At 38.7% G+C, this 18,233-nt stretch carries 14 protein-coding genes; 9 read left to right on the forward strand and 5 right to left on the reverse strand.

Annotated features, from left to right (window positions below; all coding sequences use genetic code 11):
- Positions 1-27 precede the first annotated feature (27 nt).
- From guaB to DM558_RS05175, 5 genes are all read left to right on the forward strand, one after another.
- Positions 28-1,497: an IMP dehydrogenase gene (guaB, locus tag DM558_RS05155; RefSeq protein WP_127162399.1), complete on the forward strand. Its 1,470-nt coding sequence runs from the start codon at positions 28-30 to the stop codon at positions 1,495-1,497.
- 74 nt (positions 1,498-1,571) lie between these two features.
- On the forward strand, positions 1,572-3,146 hold the full coding sequence (guaA, locus tag DM558_RS05160; RefSeq protein WP_127162401.1) for a glutamine-hydrolyzing GMP synthase: 1,575 nt from the start codon (positions 1,572-1,574) through the stop codon (positions 3,144-3,146).
- Positions 3,147-3,408: 262 nt separating this feature from the next.
- A complete protein-coding gene (locus DM558_RS05165; protein ID WP_127162403.1) occupies positions 3,409-5,040 on the forward strand; it encodes a hypothetical protein in 1,632 nt (543 codons plus the stop codon).
- 24 nt (positions 5,041-5,064) lie between these two features.
- The gene (locus DM558_RS05170; RefSeq protein WP_127162405.1) at positions 5,065-7,194 is read left to right on the forward strand and encodes an AAA family ATPase; all 2,130 of its coding nucleotides are present in this window, start codon (positions 5,065-5,067) and stop codon (positions 7,192-7,194) included.
- 11 nt (positions 7,195-7,205) lie between these two features.
- Positions 7,206-7,766, forward strand: a complete 561-nt coding sequence (locus DM558_RS05175) for a hypothetical protein (RefSeq protein ID WP_109702570.1) — start codon at positions 7,206-7,208, stop codon at positions 7,764-7,766.
- 49 nt (positions 7,767-7,815) lie between these two features.
- Here the strand turns inward: DM558_RS05175 and DM558_RS05180 are convergent, their stop codons facing one another.
- From DM558_RS05180 to DM558_RS05190, 3 genes are all read right to left on the reverse strand, one after another.
- Positions 7,816-9,408, reverse strand: coding sequence for a peptide chain release factor 3 (locus tag DM558_RS05180; RefSeq protein WP_127162407.1), 1,593 nt, complete (start codon positions 9,406-9,408; stop codon positions 7,816-7,818).
- 61 nt (positions 9,409-9,469) lie between these two features.
- Positions 9,470-10,468: a tRNA dihydrouridine(20/20a) synthase DusA gene (gene dusA / locus DM558_RS05185; protein WP_127162409.1), complete on the reverse strand. Its 999-nt coding sequence runs from the start codon at positions 10,466-10,468 to the stop codon at positions 9,470-9,472.
- A gap of 97 nt (positions 10,469-10,565) precedes the next feature.
- Complete coding sequence (locus tag DM558_RS05190; protein WP_127162411.1) at positions 10,566-10,940, reverse strand: DUF3742 family protein; 375 nt, start codon at positions 10,938-10,940, stop codon at positions 10,566-10,568.
- Between the two features lie 314 nt (positions 10,941-11,254).
- On the opposite strand from DM558_RS05190, the gene DM558_RS05195 reads away from it, so the two are divergent.
- Complete coding sequence (locus DM558_RS05195; RefSeq protein ID WP_127162413.1) at positions 11,255-12,226, forward strand: bifunctional helix-turn-helix transcriptional regulator/GNAT family N-acetyltransferase; 972 nt, start codon at positions 11,255-11,257, stop codon at positions 12,224-12,226.
- 60 nt (positions 12,227-12,286) lie between these two features.
- Here the strand turns inward: DM558_RS05195 and DM558_RS05200 are convergent, their stop codons facing one another.
- Positions 12,287-13,477: an amino acid aminotransferase gene (locus DM558_RS05200; protein ID WP_109702566.1), complete on the reverse strand. Its 1,191-nt coding sequence runs from the start codon at positions 13,475-13,477 to the stop codon at positions 12,287-12,289.
- 236 nt (positions 13,478-13,713) lie between these two features.
- On the opposite strand from DM558_RS05200, the gene DM558_RS05205 reads away from it, so the two are divergent.
- Together DM558_RS05205 and uvrB are read left to right on the forward strand one after the other, a co-directional pair.
- Complete coding sequence (locus DM558_RS05205) at positions 13,714-14,148, forward strand: hypothetical protein (protein ID WP_127162415.1); 435 nt, start codon at positions 13,714-13,716, stop codon at positions 14,146-14,148.
- 98 nt (positions 14,149-14,246) lie between these two features.
- Entirely contained in the window at positions 14,247-16,262 is a 2,016-nt protein-coding gene (uvrB, locus tag DM558_RS05210) for an excinuclease ABC subunit UvrB (protein ID WP_127162417.1), read from the forward strand.
- Here uvrB and DM558_RS05215 read toward each other — a convergent pair.
- Positions 16,248-16,709, reverse strand: a complete 462-nt coding sequence (locus tag DM558_RS05215) for a hypothetical protein (RefSeq protein WP_127162419.1) — start codon at positions 16,707-16,709, stop codon at positions 16,248-16,250. The genes uvrB and DM558_RS05215 overlap by 15 nt on opposite strands.
- 152 nt (positions 16,710-16,861) lie before the next feature.
- On the opposite strand from DM558_RS05215, the gene purB reads away from it, so the two are divergent.
- Positions 16,862-18,232, forward strand: coding sequence for an adenylosuccinate lyase (gene purB, locus DM558_RS05220; RefSeq protein WP_127162420.1), 1,371 nt, complete (start codon positions 16,862-16,864; stop codon positions 18,230-18,232).
- Position 18,233: the final 1 nt, after the last annotated feature.

The raw sequence follows: 18,233 nt of genomic DNA on the forward strand, positions 1-18,233 counted from the left end.
TTCATTTTTTCCCTGCTGGGAGTATCTATGTTACGCATAAAGCAAGAAGCACTCACCTTCGATGATGTTTTACTCATCCCTGGCTATTCAGAAGTATTGCCTAATACTGTTAATCTTAAAACCCAACTGTCTCGTGGTATTGAGTTAAATATTCCTCTTATCTCTGCTGCAATGGATACCGTTACCGAAGCCCGTTTAGCCATAGCCATGGCTCAAGAAGGCGGCATTGGTATTATTCATAAAAACATGACTATCGAGCAACAAGCGACAGAAGTACGTAAAGTCAAACGTTTTGAAGCAGGGGTGGTACAAAACCCTATTACTATTGAGTCAGACAAAACGATTGCAGATCTGATTAAAATCACTAACCAATACCATATTTCAGGTGTTCCCGTCGTTGCTAATGGAAATTTAGTGGGTATTGTCACTTCACGTGACATTCGCTTTGAAAGCAATTTAAACACTAAAATTCACGATGTCATGACGCCTAAAGAAAAACTAGTCACCGTAAAAGAAGGGGCTAAAAAAGAAGAAGTTAGACAATTGCTACACAAACATCGTATCGAAAAGGTATTAATTGTTAATGATGCCTTTCAGCTACGTGGCATGATGACAGTTAAAGATATAGAAAAAGCAAAAGCCTACCCGCTTGCAACAAAAGATAGTGAAGATCGTTTACGTGTAGGGGCTGCCGTTGGTACAGGCCCAGAAACACCAGATAGAATCAAAGCATTAGTTGAAGCTGGAGTTGACGTTATCATTATTGATACAGCCCATGGCCACTCTAAAGGCGTTATTGACCGTGTTCGTTGGGCAAAACAAACTTACCCTAACCTACAAGTCATTGGTGGTAACATTGCCACAGGTGAAGCCGCTATCGCTTTAGCTGATGCTGGTGCTGATGGGGTTAAAGTAGGTATTGGCCCTGGTTCTATTTGTACTACACGTGTTGTTGCGGGTGTTGGTGTTCCACAAATTTCAGCCATTGCTAATGTAGCAGCAGCACTTAAAGACAGAGGAATCCCGCTCATTGCAGATGGTGGAATTCGCTTCTCAGGTGATTTGGCTAAAGCTGTTGCAGCAGGTGCTTACTCCGTCATGATGGGATCAATGCTTGCAGGAACAGAAGAAGCCCCTGGAGAAATCGAACTCTATCAAGGTCGCTCTTATAAGTCATATCGCGGCATGGGTTCTCTTGGTGCAATGGCTCAAGCTCATGGTTCAAGTGATCGCTATTTCCAAGACTCTTCCGCTGGTTCTGAAAAACTAGTTCCCGAAGGGATTGAGGGTCGTGTTCCCTTCAAAGGCAGCGTAGGAGCAATTATTCATCAAATGATTGGTGGATTACGTGCTGCGATGGGTTATACAGGAAGCCCTGATGTTGCAACCATGCGTACCAAACCTGAGTTTGTACGTATTACGGGTGCAGGCATGGCAGAGTCTCACGTACATGATGTACAAATTACAAAAGAAGCACCGAACTATCGCGTTAGTTAAAATAAATCCCTTGGTCATCAACTGATCAAGGGATAACTTTTCTTTATTGATCGGCCCTTTACTGGATAAAAATAATGACCCAAGATATTCACGCTCATCGCATTCTTATACTTGATTTTGGCTCTCAGTACACACAACTTATTGCAAGACGTGTGAGAGAAATAGGTGTTTATTGTGAGCTACATCCTTTTGATATGGATGAGCAAGCTATTCGTGATTTTTCACCCAAAGGTATTATTTTATCAGGTGGGCCAGAGTCTGTGCATGAGATCAATAGTCCTCGTGCTCCGCAAGTTGTATTTGAGCTAAATATTCCGATATTAGGTATTTGCTATGGCATGCAAACTATGGCAGAGCAACTAGGTGGAAAAGTTGAAAGCTCAACATTACGTGAGTTTGGTTATGCCCAAGTTGATATTGTTGGTAAATCTGAGTTACTCAACAAAATTGAAGACAATAATAATGCAGGAACACCTATACTTGATGTATGGATGAGTCATGGTGATAAAGTAACACAACTTCCACAAGGTTTTACCAAACTAGCATCAACCCCTAGCTGCCCCTATGCCGGGATGGTTGATAATGGTCGTCATTGGTATGGTTTACAATTTCACCCTGAAGTCACACACACCAAACAAGGTGGGCGCATTCTATCTCGTTTTATTCTTGATATTTGCCAATGCAAAGCATTATGGACACCCGCTAATATTATTGAAGACATGACGCAAAAAGTACGTGAGCAAGTGGGTAATGCCAATGTATTACTTGGACTTTCTGGCGGTGTCGATTCCTCTGTAGTGGCTGCATTACTTCATAAAGCCATTGGCAGTCAATTAACGTGCGTTTTTGTTGACAATGGGTTATTGCGTCTACATGAAGGTGACCAAGTGATGTCCATGTTTGCCGAAAACATGGGAGTCAAAGTTATTCGTGCCAATGCAGAAGATCTTTTCCTTGGTAAATTAGCAGGTATCAGTGACCCTGAACAAAAGCGTAAAATCATTGGCAACACCTTTATTGAAGTATTTGACCAAGAGTCAAACAAACTTGATAACATTCAGTTCTTAGCTCAAGGAACCATCTACCCTGATGTAATTGAATCAGCAGGTGCTAAAACAGGCAAAGCTCATGTTATCAAATCACACCACAATGTAGGTGGTCTGCCTGAAGACATGAAATTAAAACTGGTTGAACCTTTACGTGAATTATTTAAAGATGAAGTTCGTAAAATCGGTCTTGAACTAGGTTTGCCTTACAACATGGTCTATCGCCATCCTTTCCCAGGACCTGGTTTAGGCGTCCGCATTTTAGGTGAAATCAAAAAAGAATATGCTGGCCTACTCCGCCAAGCAGATCATATTTTTATTGAGGAGTTACATAATGCCGACTGGTATCATAAAGTGAGCCAAGCCTTTGTAGTTTTCCAACCTGTAAAATCTGTTGGTGTTGTTGGCGATGGTCGTCGCTATGCATGGGTTGTGGCACTGCGTGCTGTTGAAACCATCGATTTTATGACCGCACGCTGGGCTCACCTCCCTTATGAGTTACTAGAAAAAGTCTCTAACCGTATCATCAATGAAATAGAAGATATTTCACGGGTGACTTACGATGTTTCTAGTAAACCTCCCGCCACCATTGAATGGGAGTAGCCTCCCTCTTCTTTTAAAGCCAACACTATCTTTATAGGTTGGCTTTTTTATTAATATCATGATTATTTATAATCAATGCTCTCCTATGTAACCCTATAAGAAATCATTTCTAAACAATAAGATGATTTTATAAAAATAAGAAAAATCCACGCTTGATAAAATTAGATTCAAACAACATAATATAAGACTTTTGTACTACATATATCTTTTTAGAATATTATAATTAAAGACTCGCTGTATTTTTATATAAAAGGGAAAAAACATGTCCGAATCTACCAGTCGAAAACTAACCAGTACTGATAAGGTTGAAACATCCAGCAGACAAAGAACGAGAACTTCACGATCAGAAAATGCATTTTCTGCAATACAAGAAAACTCATTCTTTAAGGTTGTTTTTGATGAAAGCCAATCATTGGAAGATAAAGTTAGTAATCTTACAAAAATACTTGAGTTCACTAATGATAAAGAAAGTGATAGAGCAAGAGTACAAGAGTTTGACGCATTTAAAGAATACCTACAATCCATTTCTGAAGAAATGTCAAAACAACGTATTCAAATGACGGATACCGAGGTTTTCGCAGAGTTACAAAGAGTTTACTCCGACTTTAATGATGACTTGAATGATTTTATTGAGCAAATCACTCCTCTGACAGAAATCACTGATGCTCTTTACAAATTACGCCAAAGTGGTGAAACCAGAAGCGCTCTTGCTCAAATTAAAGCAGATCAAGCATGGGAAAGTGAAAAAGAAGAAGAAAAGAAAACTCTACAAGATGCCATTGAAAATATAGAAAAGCAAATCACTGACCTACAAAATGACATTTTTAAACTGTCACAAAATAAAAGTTTTTTTGGTCTTGGCCAAATCAAACCTAACTCTAAGGCTCAAATTTTAACCAATGAAGCCTCTATTGAAAAACTACAAACCGAATTACAGGTTAAACGCTCAGAGCTCGACACGTTAACAAAAGAAATCCAAGAGCGTAAAACGATTGCCTCTGAATCTTTTGAAGTTGAAAAACTAAAAGAACTACTCAACCTAACCTCTGAAGAGCATACATTACGCCAAGCTAAAATGGTTGAATCCGCGCTTAAATTTGTTAATCAAGGTAAAGAGCGCTTTGGCGCTATCAGGGGTCATCTAGAAAAGATGGTCAGCCAAATTGAAGGGCTAGGTGACAACAATGGCAACATGATTCAAATTTATGCAGTAATGAACGAAGCCACCAAAAAAGTAGAAGAAGCACACCGTATACGCAGAAAAGAGCTGGAAGAAGAAAACGTTGGCGACAACCTACTTGAATCAATGAAGCACGAAGAAACTTGCCGTAACCTAGATGAACATATTGATACAGTCTCAACAGCTACCGTTGATACTATGCAAACTTATGGTGAATTAACAACTGAAGCCATTAAGATCAGAAATATGCAAGCGGCTACCAAGAAACAAGTGGAAAGTGCTCGTGCGATGCACTCTAGAGGTATCGCTTCTGTTGCATCGCAATTAAGTGTTGTTGTTACTGCGGTCAACTCAGCAGCGATTAATGAAGCTCAATCAATGGCGGGCAATACATTAGCAGAAATGGCTAAAGTTACTAATGACATTGCAAAAAATGAAGCGATTCGCATTGCAACAGGCCGTGATGAAATTAACAATGATCTTGAGTCTATGTTACAAAACCTAGCTGAATTTGGTGATACTCAACGAGAAGCAACAGAAATAACCCGTTCAGCACTAGAGACAATGCGTGCAAATCTTGAAGATATAGAGAAATTGGCTAAAGATGTTCAAACAGACACGAAAGACTTTATTGCCGTAACAGGTGATGTTCTTTCAGAAAAAGCCGCGACTGAAAAACCTAAGCCAACGACTCAATCGCCATTCAAACTATAATTAATAAAAAAGGGAGTAGTATCTATGCATTTGATAAGAGGACGCGATCGTCTCGCTGAGTTTATAGATTTCAAACTGGTTGGTCGTGAGCATGATCTTGAAAGGATTTCCTCTATTCTCATTAGAAAGTCCTCAAACTCTTTGCTATTGACTGGGCCTGCTGGGGTTGGAGTTTCCATACTCCCTCTTGGCCTACAAGCGGCCAAAGAGAAACCAGATACTCCCTTTGATATTATTGTTAAAAAGCTGTTTTGGTTAAATACTGACTCATTATTTGCCAGTGGTGATAGCAACAAGATAAATGATGAGTTTCAACGTATGTTAAAAAAACTGACTCAAACACCTGAATCAGTGCTTATTATTAGTGATACCTATAACTTTTTAGAAGCCGCACATAATACGGGTAATGCCCACTTTATGAATGCATTAAACCATGCGGATAAGTCTAACGAGTTTCAAGTTATTCTTGAGGTTCGCGATGAACACCTAAGCTCAGTACTGAAGTGGAATACAACCATTTCAGAAATGTATACACTTTACGATGTAAAAGAGCCTACGGGTGACGACTTAAAAAAAATCTTAACGCATGTTTCTACACAACTCTCTGAACATCACAAAATCAAAATTGATGAAGAAGCCATTGAGGAAGCAATGCACTTAACCAGTAAATACAGAGATAGCCTAGGTTTAGGTGGAGCACAACCTCAACGCTCGATCTCTCTACTAGACCGTGCACTGGCAAGCTATCGCCAATTTACCCATAAATATCATCCCAAACTGGCTGAACTACAAAATCGTATTGATCAAACCACTGATGATACCCAAAAAGCAGAATTACAGCGTCAACTTGAACAATGGCAAACAGAGTGGGACGAGTTAAAAAGTGAAATAAATAAAACGTATCAATATCAGCATGATGCTGAACTGCTTCGTTTTCAATTACAAGATGAAATTGCTCATCTGCAAGAAGAAGAAAAAAAGAACACCTATCCAGACTCTTCTACCGTAAAGACCTTTGCACAGTTAACGGCAAATGGTTTTGATTCACCAGAAATTAGCAAGCGTAAAGAAAAAATTCGCCAAATTGATCAAGAAATTGCAACTAACGCTGAACAACATAAGAAGTTAGTGGCATTAGCTAATCAAGATTTATTGCTAACAAGGGATGAAGTGATTAAAGAGTTTAGTAACGTTTCAGGAATACCAGCGAATAAACTGGATGAAAACGAAATTGAAAACCTCATCCATTTAGAATCAAACCTACTGTCTCGTATTTATGGACAAGATGATGTTGTAAAACATGTAGCCAATTCGATCAAAGTTTCAAAAATAGATACCCTTGAAGAATCTGGCCCTGCTGTCTCTTATCTATTTCTAGGCCCATCAGGTGTCGGTAAAACAGAAATGGCTAAAGCGCTTGCTCAGTATGTCTTTGGTGACGAAAATTCTCTTGTTCGATTTGATATGTCTGAATACATGGAGAAACATGCCGTTGCCAAATTAATTGGCGCGCCCCCTGGTTATGAAGGTTTTGAAGCGGGTGGCATTTTAACAAACTCAGTTAGAAAAAGACCTGTAGGTATTTATTTATTCGATGAAATCGAAAAAGCACACCCTGATGTGTTCAATATCTTCTTACAAGTCTTATCGGATGGACGCTTAACTGACAACGTTGGACGTACTGTCGACTTCTCTGACATCATCATCATTATGACCTCCAATATTGGTCAACCTTACTATTTAAATCCTAATTTGTCCGATGAAGAAGCTAAAGGGTTTGCTAATGATGAGTTAAATAAAACTTATCGCTCAGAACTCCTTAATCGATTTAATGGCCGCGAAAATATTCTTCACTTTAAGCGCTTACCACTAGAGATTATTGAAAAAATTATTCGTCGTGAGATAACCAAACTTAATAAGTCTTATCAAAGCAAAGGCTTAGAAATTGAAATGTCAGATAGCTGCATTACTAGTTTCTGTAAAGACCATTACGATTTAATTCGTGGGGCACGTGGGCTACCCGGCTATATAAAAGCCAATATCCGTCCGATTATTGTAAACCATATATTGGAGACCCCTCAGGATAAAGGGAAGTTCAATGCTATCTATAATACAGAAAAACAAGTTTTTGAAATGTCATTTATCAAAAACTGAGGTAATTACGATTGAAAACAGACAATAAGTTTTTGCAAGTAATCATCACCCTATTCTCTTTTATAGGAAAAAAGCTTCTTAGCGTATTATCATGGTATAAACAACGATGGGTTAACTATACCTATAATAAGTATGGCGAATTCGTCTATAAAAGAGCATTAGCCATGATTGCGGGAACTATTCTATCTTTTATTATTGTCTTTTATACGGCTTGTTTGCTATTACAAACCTCTTACTATTTTGCAACGTATAAAAAGGAAGTTATTTACCTTAATCACTCTGAAGAAATTTATCCCGATGATAATATTTGGGGGGTCAGAGGGTGTCACACTAAACACTGTGATAGTGATTCATCACTCTATTTTAGAATTCGCCCCGCTACCTTTCACCATATTTGGAGTATGCTTCACAGTGGTCGAGTTTTTTTACCCGATGCTATTGGCTCTAGTGTCCCAACAGGATTAACACGGTGCGAGGTAATTTCTTATGGCGTTCGTATGCGATTTACGATGCTTCTTAATATTTACCCTAATATATTAAAAATAAAGTGTGATGAAACCATTCATGAATAATTTTAAGCACTTCTAAAAGAAAAGGCACTTATATAAGTGCCTTTTTTAATTAATGATGTTCTCTTGTCGCTCTAAATTTAATATCAGGCCAACGCTCTTCCATTAAACTTAAATTAACGCGGGTTGGTGCTAAATAGGTTAGATGATTTCCACCATCTATAGCTAAATGCTCCATGGCCTTATTTTTGAACTCTTCAAGCTTTTTCTTATCATCACACTCAATCCAACGTGCTGACCAGACGTTAATTGCTTCGTAAACACATTCTACTTTGTATTCTTCTTTTAAACGACTGGCGACCACATCAAACTGAAGCACACCAACAGCCCCTAAAATGATGTCATTATTCCGCTCAGGGAAAAAGACTTGGGTAGCCCCTTCCTCTGCCAACTCTTGCAAACCTTGGCGAAGCTGTTTCGATTTTAATGGATCTTTTAAACGAACACGGCGGAATAACTCAGGTGCAAAGTGAGGAATCCCTGTAAAACTTAACTTTTCACCCTCAGTAAAAGTATCACCTATTTGAATAGTGCCATGGTTATGCAAACCAATAATATCACCTCCCCAAGCTTCTTCTAATTGCTCACGCTCAGAGGAGAAAAAGGTTAATGCATCAGATACTTTTAAATCTTTACCAATGCGGGTATGGTACATTTTCATGCCCTTTTCATAACGCCCAGAGCAAATACGCATAAACGCAATACGGTCACGGTGTTTTGGATCCATATTGGCTTGGATTTTAAATACAAAACCAGTGAATTTTTCTTCAGTTGGCAATACTTCGCGCTCATTGGTCTTGCGGGGTAAAGGTTTAGGCGCCCAATCCACCACAGCATCTAGAACTTGATCAACGCCAAAATTACCTAGCGCTGTACCAAAAAAGACCGGTGTTATTTTACCTTGTAAAAACTCTTCTTCATTAAATTCATGGCAAGCACCTTGTACCAGCTCAAGTTGCTCAATAAAATTGTCGTATAAATCACCTAGGTACTCGCGCGCTTCGTCGCTTTCTAAGCCATCAATCACTCTGTTCTCAATACGCTCATGTCCGTGACCTGGGGTATAGGTAATAATTTTATCTGCCGCTAAATGATAAACCCCTTTAAAATCGCGGTAACAGCCAATTGGCCATGTGATAGGTGCTGCTTTAATATTTAAAACCGCTTCAATTTCATCTAATAGCTCAATAGGGTCACGAATATCGCGGTCTAATTTGTTTACAAAACTAACAATCGGCGTGTCACGTAACCGACACACTTCCATCAAGGCAATAGTTCTTGGCTCAACCCCTTTACCACCATCAAGTACCATTAACGCGCTATCCACTGCAGTTAGAGTACGATAAGTATCTTCCGAAAAGTCTTCATGCCCCGGGGTATCGAGCAAGTTGATCATATGATCACGGTAAGGGAACTGCATTACCGAGGTGGTAATCGAAATTCCACGTTGCTTTTCCATTTCCATCCAGTCAGAGGTAGCATGACGATCAGACTTTCTCGCCTTGACTGTTCCAGCCACACTAATGGCTTTCCCCATCAACAAGAGCTTTTCGGTAATGGTTGTTTTACCAGCATCAGGATGGGAAATAATAGCAAACGTGCGGCGTTTATCCACTTCGTTTTTAATTTCAGTAGCAAATGACATAATCGATAAAATTCTTTGAGCTTAAAAAGGTGCGCTATTTTCGCTCATCTTAGAGCAAGACTCAACCATTAACATCGCTTGATTGTAAATAAGTCAATACTTGATCAAATACCTCACGGGCTGGCTGCTTATGAATATCAACGGATAAAAGCTGACGAATACGCCTAGAACCTGAAAATCCTTGAGCCAGCCCCAATAAATGACGACTGATATGCTGCACCGTACCGCCCTCCTTCACATGCTGCTCAATATAAGGCAATATATTCAAGAACGCTTGTTCACGAGAGATAATAGGCGTATCACTACCAAACAGACGCTGATCAACTGTCGCCCACTCATAAGTATTATGGTATGCGGCGCGTCCAACCATTACCCCATCAAAGGTTTGTAAATGATGCTCACAGTCTAATAAGGTATTAATTCCCCCATTAAGAATAAACGTACAATCAGGAAAATCTTTTGTTAGCTGGGCGGCAACATCATACTTTAACGGTGGAATATCTCTATTTTGCTTAGGGGAAAGTCCTTTTAAAATGGCAATACGTGCATGAACAATAAAACGCTTACAACCTGCTTGAACACTTTGTCCTACAAAATCAAGTAACTCATCATAGCTTTCACGTCCGTCTATACCAATGCGATGCTTAATAGTTACAGGAATGCTTACGGCATCTTGCATGGCTTTAAAACAATCAGCAACCAACGTAGGATGCGCCATTAAACAAGCACCTATCATGTTATTCTGCACACGATCGCTAGGGCAACCTACATTTAAATTAACTTCATCATAACCCCATGCCTCTGCCTTTTTTGCACAGGCGGCAAGTTCATCAGGGTTACTTCCCCCCAATTGTAAAGCCAACGGATGTTCAAGTTCATGATATGCTAAATAACGCGGCGCATCACCATGAAGTAAGGCTCCTGTGGTAATCATTTCCGTATAGAGTAACGACTGCTTACTTAATCCACGAAAAAAATAACGAAAATGCCGATCCGTCCAATCTAACATTGGGGCAACACAGAAACGGTAATTAGGTAATGCAGAAGATTGAGAATTCATGGAGTGGAATCTAATAAAAAAGGCTATTTTACTATACTATGCTTTATTAGATAAGAGGTATTGCTAGTTGCTAAAGAGCAACTAGCACATAAAACAATTAGTCAACAATATTACCCTGATTGTCAAAGGTATAAGATCTCTTGCCTGTTTTTTTATAGACTTCTTCTTGAAAGGTTTGCCCCTGCATTTGAGCCATATTGGCATAATCTTTTAACTTTTTCTTAAATACAAAAAAGCCAATAACACCTGCAATAACCATAAAAAGTAGCAACCACAAAGCAAACCATGCTAATACAAGAAGCACAGCTAACTTAATAATAAAAAATACTATTTTGGTTAATCCATATCCTAAGCCTGATAGCTTGCTACGAGCAGCATTAGTAATAGAAACTTCTTTTGCCGTAACTTTTTCAAAACCACGGCTAAATAATTGACGAACTTTTTGCCAAATAGATTGTGTATAGGTAGTCATTCTTTCTTAACATCTCTCTTTAATAAAGGCGAGCTGTATTTTTAACATAAATAGTTGAAGCAATACAGAGGCTAACGTACTTCGTTACAATTTAGGAAAAACAAACATTGGTACTTAATACCGCTCCCCCCTATGTAACATGGCATAAATCTATATCTTTATGATTGTTATTTAAAAATTTTGTAATACTTGTTGTGACTTTCTGTAATCATTTTTACACTCTATAAAATTAGCATTTTATAAAACTTGCCTATTTTAAAACATAAAAATATAATTATGTAACTAATTACGTAATCATGAACAAAGGATGCTTTATGGAATTTTTTAATAAAACCGGCAAGATGGCAATAGGTAGCAGACTCCGAATGTTAACTGATAAAATAACAGAAGACGCAGCGGCTATTTATAAACTTTATGATGTAGAATTAAAAACAAAATGGTTCCCCGTTTTCTTTGTATTATCCAATAATGAGCGATTAACTGTCACCACAATTGCAAAAGAAATTGGCCACAGCCACCCCTCTGTCAGTAAAATTATTCGTGAAATGTCAGCCTGTGGCATCATTAATGAATGCAAAGATGAAGCAGATGGCAGATTAAACTTGATTCAACTCTCCCCCAAAGGTCAAGAAATCGCAAAAAAGCTAGTTGATCAGCTGTCTGATGTTGGAGCAGCGATTGATAGTATTTCAAAGCAAACAACTCATGATCTATGGAAAGCCATAGAGGAATGGGAGTATTTACTTAACCAAAAATCACTTTTAAAGTATGTAGAAGAAGAAAGAAAAAAAAGAGAAAGCACCTATGTTGAAGTTGTTCCTTATACCTCTGATTATCAAGATACATTCAGAGCCTTAAACGAAGAATGGATCAGCCGCTATTTTGAAATGGAAGACGCAGATCATAAAGCATTAGATAACCCACAAGCCTCTATCATCGATAACGGAGGATGTATTTTTGTTGCACTCTACAAAAATATACCTGTTGGCGTCTGTGCGCTATTAAAAATGGATGACGATTATTACGACTACGAATTTGCCAAAATGGCTGTTAGTCCTAAAGCACAAGGGAAAAACATTGGTTTTCTATTAGGTCAAGTTGCTTTAAAGAAAGCACTAGAACTAGGAGCTTCTCGCCTTTATTTAGAAAGTAATACCGTCTTAAAACCGGCTATCAATCTTTACCAAAAATTAGGATTTAAAAAGGTTATAGGTCATGCAACGCCTTATAAACGCTGCAATATACAAATGGAGTTAATCTTAAATAAAGAAGTAGCAAAAGAATAGAACAAGGCGTTATTTTTAATTAAATAACGCCTTTTAAAAAAATACCTAAACAAAATAGCCTTAAATAACCTGTAAAATTGCATCAGTTACTGTTTTTACGTTATTTGTATTCAGTGCAGCCACACAAATGCGTCCTGTCGATACAGCATAAATACCATAATCCGTCCGTAACTTGTCGACTTGATCAGCCGTTAAACCTGAATAAGAGAACATACCACATTGTTTAGCAATAAAAGAAAAATCTTGTTTAGCTTCAGCTAAATTAGCAACCATTTGATTGCGCATAGATTTAATTCGCTCTCTCATGCCTTTTAGCTCATCACTCCATAACTTATAGAGTTCTGGATTATTAAGCACTTTCGACACCAACATAGCACCATAAATAGGGGGATTTGAATAATTGGTGCGAATAACACGTTTTAGTTGTGATAAAACACGTTGAGCATCATCGGCTGAGTTCGTCACTAACGACAAAGCTCCAACGCGCTCACCGTATAGAGAAAACGATTTTGAGAAAGAGCTTGATACGAAAAAGTTAATCCCCGATGCCGCAAATAGCTTAACAGCAAATGCGTCATCTTCAATGCTATCACCAAAACCTTGGTAAGCAATATCAATAAAAGGAATGAGTTGTTTTTCTTGAACAATATCTAGAATTTGCTCCCAATCCTCGGTATCTAAATCAACACCTGTGGGGTTATGACAACAACCATGTAATATCACTAAAGTGTTAGCAGGCAATGCTTTTAAATCAGCAAAAAGCCCTTCACGATTTAAACCATGAGTGTCAGCATCATAATAGCTATAATCACGAACATTAAAACCTGCGGTTGAAAACAATGCCCGATGATTCTCCCAACTGGGGTTACTGATGGCAACATCTGTACCATTTAAAAACTGTTTAACAAAATCAGCACCTAACTTTAACGCCCCTGTACCACCTAAAGATTGAACTGTTACTACGCGCTTTTCGGCCAATAAAAAAGAATCAGCACCAAATAAAAGTTTTTGTACAGCTTGGTCATAGCTACCAATACCATCGATGGGTAAATAACTATGGGGAGCGCCAGCTGCGACAAACTCAGCCTCAGCCTTTTGTACAGCTTTTAGTAAAGGGATACGGCCTTGTTCATCATAATAAACCCCTACACCCAAATTAATTTTATTGGCTCGAGTATCAGCCTGATATGCTTCATTTAAACCAAGAATAGGATCACGCGGTGCAAGTTCGATATTGGCAAATAAATTCATTTTTATCACTCTAGCGGCAGATGCAAAGGTTTTATTATAAACCTAATATGAAATGTTCTAAATACAAAACTACTTATCATAGGTAATATTTTTAAATATAAACTCTTTTGATTATTTAAAATAATAAACAACCTCTTTCATAATGCAGTATTTATGATATATTTCTTCTTTACTATTTTTCTGAGACACTGCACAGCAATGATACAAACACACATGGTGTGTAAGGATTCCCCACTATGCCAAGTCGTATAAAACGAACAATCTATGTATTAGCCTGTTTAATTAGCTGGGGTTCTATCTTTAGTTTTTTCTTTATGTCAAAAGACGCTCCTACACCTATGCTGAAAGAAATCAATAATGCAGGCAATTTGTCCAAAATTCATAGCAAATCCATTGATGTCACTGATATTATCGAGCGCTACTTACCGTTGGGCAGCTCTTATAATGAAACCATTGAACTCCTTCAACAAAATGGTATCAATAGTGTAGTCCCCGTAAGAAGAGATGAGCTTTTAAATTCAAAACGCGTGTCAGGTAACGAATACATGGGCTACTTTTCTTTTAGTTCTCGGCTAACAACCTCTGATCGTTATCTACAAATCTATCTTCACTTCTCAGAGAATGATGAGCTAATAGACTATAAAGCCACATACCAACAACGAGGTATATAGTTATCTTATCATAACTATTTTTTACTTTTAGGGTAGATATTGTGACGATGTAACCCCATATAGGTATTATCCATACTCTTTTTATTATGTAGAGCGCCATGAGCAAATTTCTATTAAAAACTAACTACACCCCTGCTGGAGATCAACCCACCGCTATCAAAGAAATGGTCGCAGGTATCGAGACTGGCCTATCACACCAAACACTTTTAGGTGTTACAGGGTCAGGGAAAACATTCAGTATTGCTAATGTTATTGCACAACTACAACGCCCTACGTTAATCATTGCGCCCAATAAAACCCTAGCGGCGCAGCTCTATGGAGAGTTTAAAAGCTTCTTCCCCAATAACTCCGTTGAGTATTTTGTTTCGTACTACGACTATTACCAACCTGAAGCCTATGTTGCTGCATCGGATACCTATATTGAAAAAGACTCCTCGGTAAATGAACATATTGAACAAATGCGCCTTTCTGCGACTAAAGCGCTGTTAGAGCGTCCTGATGCTATTATTATTGCTTCGGTTTCCTCTATTTATGGTCTGGGTGACCCTGAGTCTTATTTAAGAATGATTTTGCACGTTGATCGTGGTGACAAAATGGATCAACGCACTCTATTGCATCGGTTAGCTGAACTACAATACACCCGCAATGACTTTGATTTTGCACGTGCTACTTTTCGAGTCAGGGGGGATGTTATTGATATTTACCCTGCGGAGTCAGACTTTGAAGCCATTCGCCTTGAGCTATTTGATGATGAAGTGGAAACTATTTCCGCCTTTGATCCCTTAACAGGTGAAATATTACACAAACTACCACGCTTTACCTTCTACCCTAAAACACACTATGCGACCCCACGCGAAGTTTTATTAGACGCTGTAGAACACATAAAAGAAGAGTTAAAAGAACGTTTAGAATACTTACAAGCTAACAACAAATTAGTTGAAGCTCAGCGTCTAGAACAACGTACCAAATTTGATTTGGAAATGATGATCGAACTAGGCTACTGTAATGGTATTGAAAACTATTCACGTTACTTATCAGGTAGAAAACCTGGCGAACCCCCTCCTACCCTTTATGACTACTTACCTGATAATGCCTTATTAGTGATTGATGAATCACACGTTACCGTACCGCAAATTGGCGGCATGTATAAAGGCGACCGTTCGCGAAAAGAAACCCTAGTTGAGTACGGCTTTCGTCTACCTTCAGCACTTGACAACCGTCCTTTACGCTTTGAAGAGTGGGAAGCGATTAGCCCACAAACTATTTTCGTTTCTGCCACACCAGGGGCTTATGAAGAAGAACATGCAGGGCAAGTAGTCGAACAAGTTGTACGACCTACAGGATTAATTGACCCTGAAATAGAGGTGCGCCCTGCTACCACACAAGTGGATGATTTATTATCAGAAATCAGAAAAAGAGTGGCTGATGAGGATCGGGTATTAGTGACAACACTCACCAAACGGATGGCTGAAGACTTAACCGACTATCTATCAGAGCATGATGTTAAAGTGCGCTATTTACACTCTGATATTGATACCGTTGAACGGGTAGAGATTATTCGCGATCTTCGCTTGGGCGCTTTTGATGTATTAGTCGGCATTAACCTACTACGTGAAGGTTTAGATATGCCAGAGGTTTCTCTTGTGGCCATTTTAGACGCTGACAAAGAAGGTTTCTTACGCTCTGAACGCTCACTGATTCAAACCATTGGTCGGGCAGCACGTAACTTAAATGGTAAAGCCATTTTATATGCTGACAAGATAACGGGGTCTATGCAACGCGCTATAGACGAAACAGAACGTCGGCGTGCTAAACAAATTAGCTTTAACGAAGAACATAACATTACCCCCAAAGGCGTTAAACGTGATATTACCGATATTATGGAAGGCGCTAATATTCCTGGAGCTCGCAGTGGTAAACGCAGAAGCCTTGCTAAAGTTGCTGAAGAAAGTGGCCGTGAGATCGAATTAAGAACACCTGCTGACTACAACAAACGAATAAAACAGTTTGAAGAGCAAATGTATAAGTTAGCCAAAGACTTAGAGTTTGAAAAAGCAGCACAACTGCGTGACCAAATTCAGCTTTTACGCCAACAAGCCTTAGCCTTGAGTTAAAAACTCTAGGCTATTATTTTTTCTAGTAGATTTTAAATAAGGTCGGCGCAAAATAAGCCCTGTAAAAAAGCCAGTACCCACACCGACAACATACAAATGAGTGTTGCTGTCTAAAATTGTCTCCACTTTAGGCAAGATATAAAAAACTGCAAAACTGGCTAATCCCCCATAGACCGTACTGATCAAAACAAAAAGCAAATGGGATTTAATTTTTGAATTGAAGTACTCCATCACCACGGTATACAAAAAACATTGAATAAAACAGGGATAATAAATAGCGAACAGCATAGGCATGATAACAATAGCCATAAACATAAAAGTCTCGCCATAGTCATAACGCAAACCACCATGATAACAAATAAACGCCATTAAATAGAACAGCATCAAATAACCACTGATAATAATTGGTAGAAAAAAGCCTAACATAAGACGCCAAATAATCTGCATATTCTGAACACAAGTCATTATCTTAAAATCATCATGCTACCAAAAACACACAAAAATAATCCATCTTTTTACCCAAATTTCGCCACAACTTTTAGCTTAATTTGGTGTATAATTTGCCAAAATTTATTAGCTCCACTATGGGAATGTATTACATGTTACTTTCTGCACTTACTGCTGTATCACCCATCGACGGTCGTTATGGTTCAAAAACTCAAAGCTTACGCCCTATTTTCAGTGAATACGGTTTAATCCGCTTTCGCGTGATGGTTGAGGTTCGTTGGTTACAACAATTAGCTAACCATCCTCAAATTACGGAAGTGCCTCCCTTTTCTCAAGAAGCTAATGACTTACTCAATAGCCTTGTCACTGACTTTAAAGAATCTTATGCAGAAAGAATTAAAGAGCATGAGAAAACAACAAATCATGATGTTAAAGCTGTAGAGTATTTTATCAAAGAACATATTGCACACTTGCCTGAACTTGCTAAGATCAATGAATTTGTTCATTTTGCCTGTACTTCTGAAGATATCAATAATCTTTCCCATGCACTCATGCTAAAGGAAGGATTGACAGAAGTCATCGAACCCACCATGGAGAAAATTAGTGATGCTATCGGTTCATTGGCTAAACAATTTTCGGATGTTCCTATGCTGTCACGTACTCATGGTCAACCAGCATCGCCTACTACCCTCGGCAAAGAGCTAGCTAATGTAGTTTATCGCTTAGAGCGCCAAATTGATCAAATTCAAGATATTCCTTTACTGGGTAAAATTAATGGCGCCGTTGGCAATTACAATGCTCACCTTTCTGCCTATCCAGAAATTGATTGGGAGCGTAATGCTCAAGAGTTTATAGAGCAGCAACTAGGGCTCAACTGGAACCCTTACACCACCCAAATCGAACCACATGATTATATTGCAGAGCTCTTTGATGCCATTGCACGTTTTAACACCATCTTAATCGATTTCGATCGTGATATTTGGGGTTATATTTCATTAGGCTACTTTAAGCAAAAAACTATTGCCGGCGAAATTGGCTCATCAACCATGCCCCATAAAGTGAACCCTATTGATTTTGAAAACTCAGAAGGTAACTTAGGGATCGCCAATGCCATTATGCACCACCTTGCCAACAAGCTCCCTATTTCTCGCTGGCAACGTGACTTAACGGACTCCACTGTATTGCGTAACTTAGGTGTAGGCTTAGCGCACAGTTTAATCGCTTACGAAGCCACCTTAAAAGGCATTAGTAAGCTTGAAATCAACGTTACTCGTATTGCTGAGGATTTAAATAACTGTTGGGAAGTCCTTGCAGAACCTATTCAAACCGTAATGCGCCGTTATGGTGTTGACAAGGCTTATGAGAAACTAAAAGACCTTACCCGCGGTAAAGGTATTACACCCGATGCGTTATTAGCGTTCATTGACACTTTAGACATTCCGGAAGCAGCTAAAGCTGAACTCAAAACATTAACGCCTGCTACCTACATAGGTAATGCAGCCACACAGGCTAATCGGATCTAGT

The sequence above is a fragment of the Entomomonas moraniae genome, from assembly GCF_003991975.1.
In the GTDB taxonomy this organism is placed as follows: domain Bacteria; phylum Pseudomonadota; class Gammaproteobacteria; order Pseudomonadales; family Pseudomonadaceae; genus Entomomonas; species Entomomonas moraniae.